This is a genomic window from Flavobacterium terrae, from assembly GCF_900142035.1.
GTDB lineage: Bacteria > Bacteroidota > Bacteroidia > Flavobacteriales > Flavobacteriaceae > Flavobacterium > Flavobacterium terrae.
Genome location: NZ_FQZI01000007.1, coordinates 73055 through 86633, shown reverse-complemented (window position 1 = coordinate 86633; position 13579 = coordinate 73055). Strand labels below are relative to the sequence as shown.

General features: G+C 31.2%; 14 protein-coding genes. 7 read left to right on the top strand and 7 right to left on the bottom strand.

Annotated elements, in window-relative coordinates; translation table 11 throughout:
* Positions 1-118 precede the first annotated feature (118 nt).
* Positions 119-715, bottom strand: coding sequence for an acyl carrier protein phosphodiesterase (locus tag BUC09_RS14080; protein WP_073312221.1), 597 nt, complete (start codon positions 713-715; stop codon positions 119-121).
* A 134-nt stretch (positions 716-849) separates the two neighbouring features.
* On the opposite strand from BUC09_RS14080, the gene glmM reads away from it, so the two are divergent.
* A complete protein-coding gene (gene glmM / locus BUC09_RS14075; RefSeq protein ID WP_073312220.1) occupies positions 850-2238 on the top strand; it encodes a phosphoglucosamine mutase in 1389 nt (462 codons plus the stop codon).
* Between the two features lie 33 nt (positions 2239-2271).
* Here the strand turns inward: glmM and BUC09_RS14070 are convergent, their stop codons facing one another.
* The 5 genes from BUC09_RS14070 to BUC09_RS14050 all read right to left on the bottom strand — a co-directional run bounded on the left by BUC09_RS14070 (position 2272) and on the right by BUC09_RS14050 (position 6313).
* Positions 2272-2823, bottom strand: a complete 552-nt coding sequence (locus tag BUC09_RS14070; protein ID WP_073312219.1) for a hypothetical protein — start codon at positions 2821-2823, stop codon at positions 2272-2274.
* A 121-nt stretch (positions 2824-2944) separates the two neighbouring features.
* Positions 2945-3358: a hypothetical protein gene (locus tag BUC09_RS14065; protein WP_073312218.1), complete on the bottom strand. Its 414-nt coding sequence runs from the start codon at positions 3356-3358 to the stop codon at positions 2945-2947.
* Between the two features lie 44 nt (positions 3359-3402).
* Positions 3403-3834 carry a VOC family protein gene (locus tag BUC09_RS14060; protein ID WP_073312217.1) on the bottom strand — a complete coding sequence of 144 codons (432 nt, stop codon included), beginning with the start codon at positions 3832-3834 and terminating at the stop codon, positions 3403-3405.
* Positions 3835-3853: 19 nt separating this feature from the next.
* On the bottom strand, positions 3854-4705 hold the full coding sequence (locus tag BUC09_RS14990; protein WP_317041206.1) for an SRPBCC domain-containing protein: 852 nt from the start codon (positions 4703-4705) through the stop codon (positions 3854-3856).
* 42 nt (positions 4706-4747) lie between these two features.
* A complete protein-coding gene (locus tag BUC09_RS14050; RefSeq protein ID WP_073312216.1) occupies positions 4748-6313 on the bottom strand; it encodes a protein adenylyltransferase SelO in 1566 nt (521 codons plus the stop codon).
* A 108-nt stretch (positions 6314-6421) separates the two neighbouring features.
* On the opposite strand from BUC09_RS14050, the gene BUC09_RS14045 reads away from it, so the two are divergent.
* Positions 6422-7909: an aminotransferase class V-fold PLP-dependent enzyme gene (locus BUC09_RS14045; protein ID WP_073312215.1), complete on the top strand. Its 1488-nt coding sequence runs from the start codon at positions 6422-6424 to the stop codon at positions 7907-7909.
* An 11-nt stretch (positions 7910-7920) separates the two neighbouring features.
* On the opposite strand, the gene BUC09_RS14040 is transcribed toward BUC09_RS14045, so the two are convergent.
* Positions 7921-8796, bottom strand: coding sequence for a lysophospholipid acyltransferase family protein (locus BUC09_RS14040; RefSeq protein ID WP_073312214.1), 876 nt, complete (start codon positions 8794-8796; stop codon positions 7921-7923).
* A gap of 94 nt (positions 8797-8890) precedes the next feature.
* Between BUC09_RS14040 and BUC09_RS14035 the strand changes: the two genes are divergently transcribed.
* From BUC09_RS14035 to BUC09_RS14015, 5 genes are all read left to right on the top strand, one after another.
* Positions 8891-9517 (top strand): rhomboid family intramembrane serine protease, encoded by a 627-nt coding sequence (locus BUC09_RS14035; RefSeq protein WP_073312213.1) that lies wholly within the window; start codon positions 8891-8893, stop codon positions 9515-9517.
* Positions 9518-9561: 44 nt separating this feature from the next.
* Entirely contained in the window at positions 9562-10257 is a 696-nt protein-coding gene (locus BUC09_RS14030; protein ID WP_073312212.1) for an SIMPL domain-containing protein, read from the top strand.
* 89 nt (positions 10258-10346) lie between these two features.
* Positions 10347-11132 carry a patatin-like phospholipase family protein gene (locus BUC09_RS14025; RefSeq protein WP_073312211.1) on the top strand — a complete coding sequence of 262 codons (786 nt, stop codon included), beginning with the start codon at positions 10347-10349 and terminating at the stop codon, positions 11130-11132.
* Positions 11133-11355: 223 nt separating this feature from the next.
* A complete protein-coding gene (locus BUC09_RS14020) occupies positions 11356-12039 on the top strand; it encodes a lysoplasmalogenase (protein ID WP_073312210.1) in 684 nt (227 codons plus the stop codon).
* Positions 12040-12453: 414 nt separating this feature from the next.
* Positions 12454-13536: a Fic family protein gene (locus BUC09_RS14015; RefSeq protein WP_073312209.1), complete on the top strand. Its 1083-nt coding sequence runs from the start codon at positions 12454-12456 to the stop codon at positions 13534-13536.
* The last annotated feature ends 43 nt before the right edge of the window (positions 13537-13579 follow it).

Below are 13579 nucleotides of genomic sequence, written 5' to 3'. Positions count from 1 at the left end.
CCGCCTGCGCAGATGGTACTGCAATCCTGTGGGAGAGTATGTCGCCGCCTTTCTTTTAAAAAACCCTATCAAATCTGATAGGGTTTTTTGTTTTTTAGCTATTTTTTTAAATGAAGATTTAGAAGATTTTATTAATTTCTACAAGTTTTATTTTACAATGTTCTTGTAATTCGCTAAAAAAAGAAGTAAATTCTTCTTCAAAAAGAGTGTAAAATTCTTGTAATTCTACGATAGCTTCCTGCATGTTTGCTCTGTTTTTTGTTCTATGATCCATTTGGAAAAGAATCATTTCTAATCCTCCAATACTTGCATAACTTTTGAGCCAATTTCGAGCTATCATATAAGGCATCATATTCTTAGTTTTATCTGTAAGGATGTCATAATTTTTTTTTAAGGATTCATAAAAATCATCAGCATAATCATCTAAAGCTATATTGGAATAATTTTTCCAATTTTTGGCTAAATAATGGTCATAAATAATATCCATTATAACACCAGAATAGTGTCCGTATTTTTCATGAAGTCGATGCTTGCTTTTTCGGTATGTTATGTTGGCGTCTGTAAATGAGTCGATTGATCTATGAAGTAAAACTCCTTTCTGTACATCAATTGGAAAATTAGTGTATTGTTGTCCTCTAATTCCATCTGCCATGAAATTGCCAATTTTTAGCAATTCATTATCTCCAGATAAATATATGTGAGCTAGAAAGTTCATTTTTTTAATCTAAGTATTCCAAATATACAAACTTTACTCTTTCATTTCTTATTAGTTAAAAAAAGTGATCATTAGGATATTTATGAACTAAGTTACTTTTATATTTGTGTATTAATCTTTGTAAATATTATTTAATGACTTTAATAAAATCAATTTCTGGAATTAGAGGAACAATAGGAGGTAAAGTTGGAGATAATTTAACTCCAGTTGATGCAGTAAAATTTGCTTCTGCATACGGTACTTTTTTGAAGAATAGTTTGAATAAAGAAAAGCTTGTAGTGGTAATAGGAAGAGATGCAAGAATATCTGGACCAATGATTCATAACTTAGTGATAAATACTTTAGTTGGTCTTGGTATTGACGTTATTGATTTGGGGCTTTCTACAACTCCAACTGTTGAAGTTGCAGTACCGCTAGAAAATGCTGATGGGGGGATTATATTAACTGCTTCTCATAACCCAAAACAATGGAATGCTTTAAAATTATTAAATGCTAAAGGAGAATTTTTGAGTGGAGCTGATGGAGCTAAAATTTTAGAAATTGCTGAAGCAGAAGCTTTTGATTTTGTAGATGTGGATTCGTTAGGTGAGGTTACAGAAAACAATGCTTACATGGATATTCATATTGATGAAGTATTAGCATTGCCTTTAGTTGATGTTGATATAGTAAAAGCTAAGAAGTTTAAAGTTGTGGTTGATGGTGTTAATTCTTCTGGTGGTATTATTATTCCAAAATTATTAGAAGAATTAGGTGTAGAAGTTGTGAAATTGTATTGTGAACCCAATGGACATTTTCCTCATAACCCAGAGCCTTTAAAAGAACATTTAGGAGACATTTGTAAGTTGGTTGTAGATGAAAAAGCTGACTTTGGAATTGTTGTCGATCCTGATGTCGATCGTTTGGCATTTATTTCAAATGATGGTGAAATGTTTGGTGAGGAGTATACTTTAGTAGCTGTTGCAGATTATGTTTTGAGTAAAACACCAGGAAATACAGTTTCAAATATGAGTTCGTCTCGTGCTTTACGAGATATTACTGAAAAACACAATGGAAGTTATCAAGCGAGTGCTGTAGGTGAAGTGAATGTAGTTGAGTTAATGAAATCAACAAATGCTATCATTGGAGGTGAAGGCAATGGAGGTATTATTTATCCAGAAATTCATTATGGTAGAGATGCTCTTGTAGGTGTTGCATTATTTTTAACTTATTTGGCTAATCAGGATAAAACAGTTGCAGAAATTAGAGCTTTATATCCACAATATTATATGAGTAAAAATAAAATTGAATTAACGCCTCAAATTGATGTTGATCTAGTTTTAGAAACAATGACTAAAAAGTATGGTTCTGAAAATATTTCAACCATTGATGGAGTTAAAATTGATTTTCCAACTGAATGGGTTCATCTTCGTAAATCGAATACTGAACCTATTATCAGAATTTACACTGAAGCACCAACACAAAAGCAAGCTGATGTTTTAGCTGAACGTTTCGTGAATGAATTGAAAGTTATTGCTGGAATATAAAAAAAAGGCCCTTATGAAATAAGGGCCTTTTTTTTATAATTGAGTAAATATTGTTTGACAAAAACCAATAATTGTTCTGGCATCTGTAGTTGGGCTATCTTGATTTTTTAGCGTAACACTATTAAATGTTAGTTTGAAATTGTTATTACCATTATCTACAACTGTAACAGTTCCTGATGCGAAAATGTTTTCTCCACCATAAGTGCTATTAAAAGTATTCAATGAGCAAATGCTATAAGCTGAATTAGTTGCTATTGCATCTGTAGTGTCTACTGTTAAATCATAGGTCCCATTTATGCTTGATTGTGCAATAGGATAGCTTATTGTTAAATTTATACTTTCTGAATTCTCAGGAGTTGTTGAACTTCCTCTTAAAATAGTAAATGTTCTTGTTTTATAATTTGTTGATGAGGAATACATAGTACTGTTATAGGTGTTTCCACTTGAATTTGTACCTATTTGATAAGTTACACCATTAACAAATAAAGGACCTTCATTATTTATTGTTGATGAATCATCACTTGAACATTTAGTTAATAAAAATGCACTTGTAAATAGTAATAGTAGGTTTAAAATTTTTTTCATTTTTTTGGGATTTAATTACTCTAAATTAAACTTCAAGAAATTGATTATATTGTGATATTACCAAAAATTTTAGCATAGAGTTATAAATAAAAAGCTGCAATTTTAATTGCAGCTTTTTATTTTAATGTTTATGTTTTCCATGTCCCTTGTGATGATGATGATGGTTATCATGATGAATAACCTTTACCTTTTTATATTTTTTAGGTTTTTTATATTTCACTACATGAATATGATTCTCTCTGTAAGGGTTGTGACCTACAAATTCTAATTGAACTTGTGGAGCACCTCCTAAGTTTATATTGATGAAAGGTCTAGGAATACTAGCACTAATAGACCATCTTCCTCCGTTTAAATAAATATAATTACGCGCTTCTATATCATAATAAAAGTTTTGTTCAGGGAAATAAATATGTTTTGTTTTAGCTCTGTAACCATGAGCAGGTGCCCATGGTGGAGGACCTTGTGCAAACATATTATCTGATACTATTAAAAATAAAAAGGCAGCAAATACTGTGGTTTTAATTAAATTTTTCATTTTGATAGATTTTGTGGTTATAAACGTCAATTTAAATAGAAATATTATTTATAATCAAAGTTTACCATCCAGTTTATTCCAAACTTATCAACAAACATGCCAAAATAAGCTTCCCAAAATGTATCAGCCATAGGCATTGTAATAGTTCCTCCTTGTGAAAGTCCATTAAATAACTTATCTGCTTCTTCTTTATTAGCTGCATTTATAGATATAGAAAAGTTGTTTCCAAAAGTAACTTTACCTCCAAATCCTTCTGATGTATCACTCCCAAAAAGCGAACTTCCATTTCCAATTGGTAAGCTAACATGCATTATTTTTTCTGCATCAGCTTCAGAAACTGGAGGTTGCCCTTCAGCTGGAGGCATATCTTTAAATTTTCCTATAAATTCAAATTCTCCACCAAAAACAGATTTGTAAAAGTTGAATGCTTCTTCGCAATTTCCATTGAAAGTTAAATAAGTGTGTACACTTGCCATAGTTTTTTAGTTTAAATGATTAATTGTTTTCTGTATATTTTTTAAAATTATTTAAGATAGCTTGCCAACCATTTCTTTGTAGCTCTGGAGAATTTTGTGTTTCAGGATCAAAAGTTTCAGTTATAACAGTTTGGTTGTCTATATTGTAAAACGTAACAGTTACTATACGCCCATCGATCATGGAATATTTAATTTTTTTATGAGGTTCAACAAGAGAATATTTTCCTTCAAAGTCAAAGCTCATGCTTCCATCTTTTGCAGCCATAGTACTTGAAAATGTGCCGCCTACTCTTAAATCATTTGATGCTTTTGTTGTGTGCCAGTCATCAGAAGCCTGATTCCAATTTATAATATGATTTGGAGTTGTCCAAAATTCCCAAACTTTTTCTAAAGAAGCATTTACACTTGTATAAATGGAAATTGGTTTTAAGCTAGTGTCTTCTGCAATTTCTTTTACTTTTTGTAAACCTTTTGGAAAACTATCATTAAAATATTCTATATATTTATCAATTACATCAACCCTTGCGGTTAAAGTAGTTTGACCATTAGTTTCTTCTAGTTGGTATTTTTCTTCGCAACCACTCCAAGATTTAGTTTCATCATCTAGTGGTTGTTCTTCAAAGTTTTTTATCATACCAATATGATTAAAACTCATCAATTGAAATGGCTTGTTAATGCTTACTTTTGAAAACATTCCTTCACCATTAGGAGATAAAAAGTGTGCTTTTGAACCTTCTTTGAAGTCTGTAATTACAAATGAGCCCTCACAAAAAGCACTTGTCCAATTCTTGTAATTTTCATCATCCCATAATGAGTACCACACCTTATCTGCAGAAGCATTAATATTAATCTTGAATTCTAACTTTCTCATATTTTGAAATCTTAATTCTTATAAAATTAATAAAATTCTTAATTAAGAACTACAAGATAACATTGAACAACCAATTTTTTCTCTTGCCCAATCGGGTCTTTTAGCAAACCATTTTTCTTTTTCTGGTTGTTCATCGTAAGGATTTTGTAAAAGAGTATATAATTCATTAATAACGGTATAGTCTTCTTTATCTGCTGCATCAATAGCTATTTGTGCCATATAGTTACGAAGTACATATTTTGGATTTGTAGCATCCATTTTTTGTTTTCTTCCGGAGTCTGATAAATTTTCCTGTTTTATTCTTTCAATGTAGTCATTTAGCCAAATATTCCAATCCTTTAAAAACTCATCTTTAATTTCGTCTAGTTGGTAAAAAGCTGGGCTCACTTTTGAAAAAGCTTGTTCTTGATTATCTTCTTTTTCGATTTTTGATAGTAATCTAAAGAAAATTGTCATGTCAGTCTCTTTTACTGTTAACAATTCTGTTAATTGATAAATCAATTTGATGTCAGTCTCAAGATTTAAAGTGATCCCTAATTTCCCTTTCATCATTTCTAAATATTTGGTCTCATATTCAGTTTGGTAACTATTTAAAATATCTTCAAAAGGCTTAGCTTCATTTACGAGTGGATAAAGAGCATTGGCTAGTTGATATAAATTCCAAAGTGCAATTTCAGGCTGATTTCCAAATCGGTATCTTTTGTGTTGATTGTCTGTAGTATTAGGAGTCCAATCTGGATTATAGTCTTCCAACCAGCCATATGGTCCATAGTCTATAGTTAAACCATGAATGCTCATATTATCGGTATTCATAACCCCATGAACAAAACCTACACGTTGCCATTCAATAATCATTTTAAGAGTTGTATCGCAAACAGTTTTAAAAAATGAAATGTATTTTTCTATTCCATCGATTTTAATTTCAGAGAAATAATGTTTAATCGTAAAATCGGTTAGTTCTTGAAGCGTCTTTAAATCATTTCTAGCAGCAAAAATTTCAAAATTTCCAAAACGAATGAAAGAAGGAGCAACTCTACAAACAACTGCTCCTTTTTCGAACGCAGGATTTCCATTGTACATTATATCACGAAGCACTTGATCTCCTGTTACTGATAAGGATAGAGAACGAGTAGTTGGTACTCCCAAATAATACATGGCTTCTGCACATAAATATTCTCGAATCGAGGAACGTAAAACAGCTAAACCATCTGCATTTCTTGAATATGGCGTTTTTCCAGCTCCTTTTAATTGTAAAGTATACTTTTGGTTATTATTTTCAACTTCAAATAAATTGATAGCTCTTCCATCGCCTAATTGTCCAGCCCAATTCCCAAATTGATGCCCTCCATAACACATGGCATATGGTTTCGTATTTACTAAGATTTTGTTACCTGTAAAAACATTTAAAAACTCTTTAGAAAGAATATCATTTTTGATTATTCCAATTATTTCAGCTACTTCGTTTGAAGTATGAATTAATTTTGGATTTGAAGTTGGAGTAGGATTTACAAAAGAAAAACAAGCATCGAAGACTTTTCTCACATCATTAGTATTGTCCTTATCAACAGGAAGTTCGTTTGTAAATTTATTTCGAATGTTAAGTTGCATAACTTGGCTAAACAAAATTGTTATATTAATCAAAAGTAGGTATTATCTAAGTATTTTAACGTTATAAAATTGGTAAAAAATGTATATTTGACCCCAAATTACAACACAATGATTGCAACTGAATCTTCTACAACTTTAGAACAATATTTTCAACAATTTAGAGAAAATATTATAGGTATAAATCAGGAATTTGAATCTCCTTATGGGAAGCAAAAAATAATTTATACAGATTGGACTGCTAGTGGAAGATTATACCGTCCTATAGAAGAAAAAATGATGAATGAGTTTGGACCTTTTGTGGCTAACACTCATACCGAAACTACTATTTCTGGAACAACTATGACCATGGCGTATCACGAAGCGCGTCATATTATTAAACATCACGTTAATGCTAATGAAGATGATGTGTTAATTACAGATGGGACAGGTATGACTGGTGTTGTAAATAAGTTTCAAAGAATTTTAGGTCTTCGTGTTGCAGAAAACTTAAAAGAGTTTACTAATATTCCAAATGAACTTAGGCCAATCGTTTTTATCTCCCATATGGAACATCACTCTAATCAGACTTCTTGGTTAGAAACAATTGCGGATGTAATTGTGGTTCCAGCTGATGAAGATGGTTTGTTTTCGCTAGAAAAATTTAAAAATACTGTTAATCAATATAAAGATAGAAGTTTTAAAATTGCTTCTATAACATCGTGTTCTAATGTAACAGGAATAACCACTCCTTATCATGAAGTTGCGAAAATAATGCATCAAAATAACGGAGTTTGTTTTGTTGATTTCGCGTGCTCAGGGCCTTATGTTGATATTGATATGCATCCTGAAGATAAAGAAGCTTATTTAGACGCTATTTTCTTTTCACCACACAAATTTTTAGGAGGACCCGGAACTTCAGGTGTTTTGATTTTTAATAAGGATTTATATCGAAATAATGTGCCTGATTGTCCTGGTGGTGGAACAGTATCTTGGACAAACCCTTGGGGGCAACACAAGTATATTGATAATATTGAAGATAGGGAAGATGGTGGTACTCCAGGGTTTTTACAAGTAATTAAAACGGCTTTAGCAATCCAATTAAAAGAAAAAATGGGTGTTAAAAATATTCTAGATCGAGAACATGAAATTGTTGAATTTGTTTTTCATAGATTATCACCTATTTCTAATTTAAATATTTTAGCTGGACAACATAAAGAGAGATTAGGAGTAATTTCATTTTACATCGATGATTTGCATTATAACCTAGGAGTTAAGTTGCTTAATGATAAATTTGGTATTCAAACTCGTGGAGGATGTAGTTGCGCAGGAACCTACGGACATTTTTTATTACATGTTGATCAAGAAACTTCTAACAGTATTACTTGTAATATAGATACAGGAAATTTAGAGCAAAAACCGGGATGGATTAGAATGTCAATTCACCCAACGACTACAAATAAAGAAATTGATTTTGTGGTAAGTTGTATTGAACAATTGGCATCAAATCATAAAGAATGGGAAAAAGAGTACGAGTATAACTGCAAATCAAATGAATTTACTCATTTAAACGACGCTAATAACAATTTTGAAAAAGTAAAGACTCTTTTTAAGTTATAACATATATTAAGTTAATCATATTTTTTATGTTTCCATCGTTTATGGGTCCATAAATAATATTCTGGAGCTTCAATGATTTGTTTTTCGACCCTACTCATAAAATCCTCTGAAATTTTATAATTGGGAACTGACTTTACATCTTCTGTAAGCACTTCAAAACTAGCTTCATAATAGCCTCTTTTTACTTTTCTTACTTTCATGTAAATCATATTCATGTCAAATTCTTTGGCTAAACTTTCTGCTCCATAATGTATTGCGGTTGTTTGACCAAAAAATGTGTGCCAATACATGTTATCTGACCATCTGGGTGTCTGATCACTTGCAAAGCCATATACTCCTAAAACTTCATTTTTATAGTTCTTTGCTATAGTTTTTTTAGTCTCTTTAGTAGTAATTAAATAAGCTTTAAATCTTGAACGAATTTTTTTTACTAGCTTATCAAAATAAGGATTTTTAATTTGCTTGTAAATACCATATCCTTTGTGTGAAATTTTTTTGTTCATAGAAATTACCCATTCATAACTTGCGTAGTGAGAAACTAACAGAGTAATACTTTTTCCTTTTTTTTCTAAATCTTTATATACTTCAAGATTGGAATAGGTAAAACGCTCTTCAATTTGTTTATCTGTTATGCTTATAGTTTTAATCATTTCTAAAAACATATCACATAAATGATGAAATGATTTTTTTTCTATGTCGAGTCTTTCCTTGTCACTAAGATGTGGAAAGGCAATCAATAGATTCTCTCTCACTGTTTTTTTTCTGTAGCCAATGATATGATAAACAATAAAATAAACAAAGTCTGAAAAGATATATAATAAGCGAAAAGGTAATATTGAAATAATCCACAATAGTGGATAAATTATTATAAAAACAAGTAACTGCATTGATAAAGAATTTAAGCAAATATAAATCATTTATTCGGCTATTACTATGTTAATAAATGTTAAAAGCTTTTCTTATATTTACTAATAAAAAAATATGAATCCAATTTTATTAGGAATAATAGGAACAAATCTTCTTATAAGTTATAAAGCTTTTCAAGATATTTCTTTTTTTAGAAAATATGAATTTCACATAGCAAGTATTAGGGCTGGTGAGCAGATAAGAATGCTTTCATCAGCTTTTTTACATGCGGATTGGGCTCATTTATTCTTTAATATGTTCACTTTGTATATGTTTGCCCCAGTTGTTTTAAATATTATGGGTAACATATCCTTTTTACTAGTTTACACAGGGAGTTTAATTTGTGGAAGTTTACTTACATTGTATTTTCATCAAAATGATTATTCGTATAGAGCCGTAGGAGCTTCTGGGGCTGTCACAGGGGTTATATTTAGTTCTATATTGTTAGAAGATAGATTGATGATTTTTGGTTTTTTACCGGGATCTCTTTACGGATTTATTTATTTGTTGTCTTCTATCTATGGGATGAAAGCTAAGAATGATAATATTGGTCATACAGCTCATTTTGGTGGAGCAATAGGAGGTTATGTAATTACATTGTCACAAATGCCAATTTTGTTTGTAGAAAATACTTACATGGTAATTTTGTTAGCTGTCCCCATTGTTATATTATTTTATCTAGCTAAAACAGGAAAAATATAATTGGCACACAGTTTGTAATAACAATCTTATAAAAAAATAAAGAGATGAAAAATTTAGTAGTAACATTAATAACAATTTTTACGGTTATGACTTATGCTCAAGATCAAAGACCACAAGTGCCACAAATTAGTGTAGCAGGAGAAGGTAAAATTAAAGTAGCGCCAGATCAAGTAATCATTTCGGTTGGTGTTCAAAATAACGGTAAAGATGCTGCAGAAGTAAAAAAAGCAAATGATATTATTATCGAAAAAGTAATCAAATATATTAAAGGTTACAACATTCCTCAATCAGATTATCAAACTACAAATGTGAATTTGTATAAGAATTATGATTACGAGAAAAAGAAATATAATTTCACGGCGAATCAAACAATATCAATCACATTAAAAGATATTAAAAAATATGATGCATTTATGATGGATTTGCCAGATACTGGTATTACAAATATTAATGGAGTTGAATTCAAATCTTCTAAACTAGATCAATACCTATCTGAAGCTAGAAAAAAAGCAATGTTAGACGCTAAACAAAAGGCGACTGATTATACATCAGCTTTGAGTTTGAAGTTAGGAAAGGTTTTACTGATTACTGATAATTCACAAACGTATTATCCTCAACCTGTATATGCTGGTAGAGAGATGATGATGGCAAAAAGTGCTGATATGGCTCCAAGAGAAACACTTGCAGTTGGTGAAATTGAAGTCACGGCCAACGCCCAAGTAGTTTTTGCATTAGAATAAAATTTAAGCTCCGTTTTTGCGGAGCTTTTTTATATTTGATAATAATTGAATAGTATTCTATATTTGTTGTAAGAATTTACTTTTTTTTAATGAAGCTTCATCAAAATTCAATTGGTTTAATTTTATCTGGAGGAGGAACCAAAGGTTTGGCTCATGCAGGTGTTTTAAAATTTTTAGAAGAAAAAAATATTAAACCTATTCATATTGCTGGCACAAGTGCTGGTTCTATAGTTGCAGCTCTGTATGCTGGAGGACAGTCACCAGATGAAATTTTAAATTTCTTTAAATCGATATACTTTTTCAATTGGAAGCACTTCACTTTTAAAAAAGCGGGGTTAATTGATTCTGATGCATTTAAGATGTATTTTAATTCAATCTTTGGAGATAAGAAAATAGGAGATTTACCAATTCAAATTCATATAACCGCGACAGATCTTGTTAAAGGTAAATTAAAGGTTTTTGACAACGATGTCAAGGTAGTTGATGCGGTATTAGCTTCATCATCATTTCCTGGGGTTTTATCTCCGTATGAAGTAGATGGAAATCTTTATAGTGATGGAGGTATTTTGAACCATTTTCCAACAGATATTCTGCAGGGTAGATGTGAATCATTAATAGGGGTCTATGTTAGTCCAATTCAGAAGATTGAAAGAAAAGATCTATCATCAATAAAGGCAGTAACCACAAGAGCATTTGATTTACTTTCGGCTAATTCTAACACTCATAAATTTAATATTTGCGATTGGGTTATTGAACCAGAGGAATTATCCCGATATGGGACTTTTGAAACCAATAAATTGAAAATGGACAAGATTTTTAAAGTAGGTTATGAGGAAGCTAAAAAATCCTATGATGAACTAAGTATTGATAAATAAAACAAAACTTACCTCAAAGTTTTATGATGTTGTGGAATGAATATTACTAATTTTAGAATTGGAAAAATATTTAATTAATTGAGTGTCTTATTTCTACAGTTTTTGAAAATCAATTCATAACTTTAAAAAAATAATTAGAAAGCTCTATTTTCGATTATTTTATGTTCTATTGTTTTGTGAAAGACTTTAAAACAAATTGTAAATTTAGAAATGCAGTTTATTAATGAAAGCGAGCACACCAGCATTAGTCTTATATATTTTATCAAGTTTTATTTACTTTATAGCAGTTGTTGTAGGAATTGATAGTTTAGTTTCTATTGTAAAGCCAATTATTATACCTTCTATTTTTTTTTATTATTGGCAAGTGAGTAATGGGAGAATTAGCTTTTGGTCTTCAATTATTTTACTGTTGTTCTTTGTTTCGGGGATTTTAAATCTTTTTTATGATGATAGAAGTTTCTTTTTTGTTGTACTAGCTAATTTTTTTGCCTATTGTATTCTGTTATGTTTTGTTTTGAAAAATATTTTTGAACTCAAATTCCATTTACCAGATAGAATAAATTTATCTTACATGGTTTTAATGTTCCTGTTTTTTTTAAGCTTATTATATTTTAGCTTAGTCTTGATGTTTGATTTAAAAATTGAATTGTATTTACTCATCATTGTTTACGGAATCTCATCAGTAACATTTGGTTCTTCTGCCACTATATTGTATACACTACAACAAAATCAAACTAATTTTTATTTGATGATGACGAGTTTTACCTTTATTGTGAGTGATTTGTTCTTTGTAATGTATCATTTCTACAATAACTTTATTTTCTTTATGGGTATTAGTATATTGAGTTATGTAGTTTCTTTTTATGTCTTGGTATATTACTTTTTATTGAGTAAAAAATTAGATTGAAAATTATAGATTAGGTATAATAAAAAAAGCGAACCATTTAGGTTCGCTTTTTGTGGGGAGAGCAGGATTCGAACATCCTAACTAATCCGTTTATTTATAAGGGTTACAAGTAACCAAAAAAACAAGGGTCTCGATTTTGCATCTGTACTGCAAACATCTTCAAATCTTATATTGCTAAGATAGTTATAATTGGCAATTTGACCAAATAAAAGGCTTTAAATCAGACCAAAAAACGAACAGGTTTTGAAAGATATTTGGTACTTAAATATCGTTTTTTTTACAAAATTATTGTCACATTGCGGTGAAAAACCAAAACAATCACCGCAAATAAGCGGCAATAAAGAAAAGTAATCACCGCAAAGCAATAAAAGTGCGGTAAAAAAATCTTATATTTACCGCAAAACAGCGGTGATTATGTACATACATCAAAGAAAAGACTGGCCAAATTTCACTTGGGATGCCGATAAAATCTCTCCATTATTGGGAGCAGTGAGGCACAATCAAGGAAAAATACTTGGCCAAATGCAGGCTTTAGGTTTTAAACTACAGGAAGAAACCATGTTAAAGGCACTTACTTTAGATGTGGTAAAAACAAGTCAGATTGAAGGCGAACAACTTAATCCGGAACAAGTACGTTCCTCCATAGCCAGACGTTTGGGTATTGAAATTGCCGGAGCTGTACCGGCAGAACGTAGTGTTGAGGGAATTGTTGAAATGCTTTTAGATGCAACACAATCCTACACCAAACCATTAACAGCAGAGCGGCTTTTTGACTGGCACGCAGCATTATTTCCAACCGGAAGAAGCGGTATGTATAAAATCAATGTCGGCGCGTGGCGTGATGATGTAATGCAGGTAACTTCGGGACCTATGGGTAAGGAAAAAATACACTTTGAAGCTCCACCAGCAACCAAAGTACCCGCAGAAATGCAACAGTTTCTAAACTGGATGGAAACAGACCAGGGTATAGATCCCGTAATAAAAGCTGCAATAGCACATTTATGGTTTGTAACCATACACCCGTTCGACGATGGTAACGGACGTATCGCCCGCGCAATTGCCGATTTACAACTAGCACGTGCAGACCAAAGTCCACAGCGATTTTATTCCATGTCAGCACAAATACAGGCAGAAAGGAATAAGTATTACGATATACTGGAAAACACCCAAAAAGACGAGTTAGACATAACACCATGGTTAGAATGGTTCTTGGATTGCCTTATGCATTCTATGGCACAAACAGACGAAGTAGTTTCTAAAACATTAATACGCGCAAAATTTTGGGAAACACACAGGGAAACACAACTCAATGTCAGACAGCAAAAAATACTTCATTTACTTCTCGACGATTTCTTTGGGGTGCTCAATGTCTCAAAATATGCAAAAATTAACAAGACCTCTACAGATACTGCCTTGCGCGATATTCAGGATCTTATGCAAAAAGACATTCTGGAGCAGGAAGGAAAGGGTAGGAGTACTTCGTATAGGCTTAAGTAATTGGATATTTAGAACTAGAAGGTTTGATTTTAAAAAAGTCAAA

What these genes read in the sequence shown, in the direction of transcription:
- BUC09_RS14990 (WP_317041206.1), bottom strand. Translation starts at nt 4,705, where the DNA reads ATGAGAAAGTTAGAATTCAAGATTAATATTAATGCTTCTGCAGATAAG.
- BUC09_RS14035 (WP_073312213.1), top strand. Translation starts at nt 8,891, where the DNA reads ATGAATCCAATTTTATTAGGAATAATAGGAACAAATCTTCTTATAAGT.
- BUC09_RS14050 (WP_073312216.1), bottom strand. Translation starts at nt 6,313, where the DNA reads ATGCAACTTAACATTCGAAATAAATTTACAAACGAACTTCCTGTTGAT.
- BUC09_RS14070 (WP_073312219.1), bottom strand. Translation starts at nt 2,823, where the DNA reads ATGAAAAAAATTTTAAACCTACTATTACTATTTACAAGTGCATTTTTA.
- BUC09_RS14015 (WP_073312209.1), top strand. Translation starts at nt 12,454, where the DNA reads ATGTACATACATCAAAGAAAAGACTGGCCAAATTTCACTTGGGATGCC.
- BUC09_RS14030 (WP_073312212.1), top strand. Translation starts at nt 9,562, where the DNA reads ATGAAAAATTTAGTAGTAACATTAATAACAATTTTTACGGTTATGACT.
- BUC09_RS14045 (WP_073312215.1), top strand. Translation starts at nt 6,422, where the DNA reads ATGATTGCAACTGAATCTTCTACAACTTTAGAACAATATTTTCAACAA.
- glmM (WP_073312220.1), top strand. Translation starts at nt 850, where the DNA reads ATGACTTTAATAAAATCAATTTCTGGAATTAGAGGAACAATAGGAGGT.
- BUC09_RS14025 (WP_073312211.1), top strand. Translation starts at nt 10,347, where the DNA reads ATGAAGCTTCATCAAAATTCAATTGGTTTAATTTTATCTGGAGGAGGA.
- BUC09_RS14065 (WP_073312218.1), bottom strand. Translation starts at nt 3,358, where the DNA reads ATGAAAAATTTAATTAAAACCACAGTATTTGCTGCCTTTTTATTTTTA.
- BUC09_RS14040 (WP_073312214.1), bottom strand. Translation starts at nt 8,796, where the DNA reads ATGCAGTTACTTGTTTTTATAATAATTTATCCACTATTGTGGATTATT.
- BUC09_RS14060 (WP_073312217.1), bottom strand. Translation starts at nt 3,834, where the DNA reads ATGGCAAGTGTACACACTTATTTAACTTTCAATGGAAATTGCGAAGAA.
- BUC09_RS14020 (WP_073312210.1), top strand. Translation starts at nt 11,356, where the DNA reads ATGAAAGCGAGCACACCAGCATTAGTCTTATATATTTTATCAAGTTTT.
- BUC09_RS14080 (WP_073312221.1), bottom strand. Translation starts at nt 715, where the DNA reads ATGAACTTTCTAGCTCACATATATTTATCTGGAGATAATGAATTGCTA.